Consider the following 1,397-nt stretch of genomic DNA (forward strand, 5'->3'; position numbering starts at 1 on the left):
TACTCCCGATTCCGATTCCCGATTCCCGATTCCCTTTTTTTTTACAAATATGAGATGCACCCTATTAATTAGGAAACCAATGCTTATCCAGTAACTGCTCAAACGAATAAGGACATTGTTCAGGTAGAGCAGTAAGCTGAGTTTTATTCTGGACAATCAATAAAGCATTTTGATAAATTTTGGGTAATTCATCCCCTAAGTAATTGCGAAGATTAGTGGTAAGTTTATCCTCTAGTTGCACCCGAAAGGTAATAATCTCCCCTGCCCAGTGATTCCGATTTCGCTCCATCTCGGATTCCCAATATTGGTACAGCATTAGATGAATAATTATCTGCAACAGTAAACTTTTGACAGCATTTCTTTCACTGCGTCCCAATGCTTCTAGTTCCTCGATTAAGTTTTCATAATCTAACCCTTCTAATTCACGAGTTTTCAGGAGCATAACTGTTTCAGTTAACCACTGATCGTACTCCGTTTCATAAAGTTCTTTTAAGTCAGGTATTTGAGATTTCATATATAGCAATTATCATAGCTATGAGGTACACAATTTCTGGATTTTTAGGGAACAGGGAACAGGGAACAGGGAACAGGCAATAGGCAATAGCGATGGGCTGTATCAAGACAGAGAATCAACCTAAAATAAAACTGTAGTACATCACCAAATCAGGAGAATTCCGGGTCAATTGGATTTTGTAAGCAGGATTGACATTTTCATCCAATAGATATTTGAGAGTCATCAGCTTTTTTGATTACTTTTTGTTCTGCTCTCAACTTCCGCAATCGCAGGGCAGAAGTGGAGGGGTTAAGTTGCTGTGCTTTCAGTTGCTGGTGACTCCACTCTAACCAGTCAGCAACATATTGGCTCACCATTTCTTTATTGTGTAGATAATAAAGAATAGTAGCGTAGACCTGTTCTAGATTTAGGGATGGATAGGTTTCGGCAATTTCTTCAGGAGTGCGGGCACGATGGATATAATCATAGAGAATAGTTTCTATTCCTATTCTTGTGCCTTTTATCCGAATATCGTCCACACTGAGGAAGTCAAAATAGTCTTTTAGTTGCATTTATTTTATAACAAAGGGAACAGGGAGTAGGGAGCAGGCAAGAGGCAAGAGGCAATAGGCAATAGGCAAGAGGCAATAGGCAAGAGGCAATAGGTAAAAAATCCTGTGTACCTCTTAGTTATGGAAAACGCTGTATTAGCTTATTAGCTCGTTATAATTATAGCAATTATACGACTTATGAGATAATTGCTGGTTTTTAGGGAGCAGGGAGCAGGGAGCAGGGAAGAGTAACCCACCCCTAACCCCTCCCAGGAGGGGAAAGGAAGAGGTAAGAGGGGAAAAATAATGTGTACCTCATGAGTCCTAGAAACGCGATAAGTAAAAAAAATATA

Annotated in this window: 3 protein-coding genes; all 3 read right to left on the reverse strand. The window is 39.6% G+C overall.

Features of this window, described 5'->3' with window-relative positions; genetic code table 11:
- Positions 1–64 precede the first annotated feature (64 nt).
- The gene (locus tag F6K53_RS42620; RefSeq protein WP_293086608.1) at positions 65–514 is read right to left on the reverse strand and encodes a DUF29 domain-containing protein; all 450 of its coding nucleotides are present in this window, start codon (positions 512–514) and stop codon (positions 65–67) included.
- Positions 515–711: 197 nt separating this feature from the next.
- Positions 712–1,065 carry a DUF433 domain-containing protein gene (locus F6K53_RS42625; RefSeq protein ID WP_293086611.1) on the reverse strand — a complete coding sequence of 118 codons (354 nt, stop codon included), beginning with the start codon at positions 1,063–1,065 and terminating at the stop codon, positions 712–714.
- Between the two features lie 143 nt (positions 1,066–1,208).
- The coding region (locus F6K53_RS42630; protein ID WP_293086614.1) for a hypothetical protein at positions 1,209–1,397 on the reverse strand (189 nt) is incomplete at its 5' end.

The organism is Moorena sp. SIO4A1 (assembly GCF_010672065.1).
Lineage (GTDB): Bacteria > Cyanobacteriota > Cyanobacteriia > Cyanobacteriales > Coleofasciculaceae > Moorena.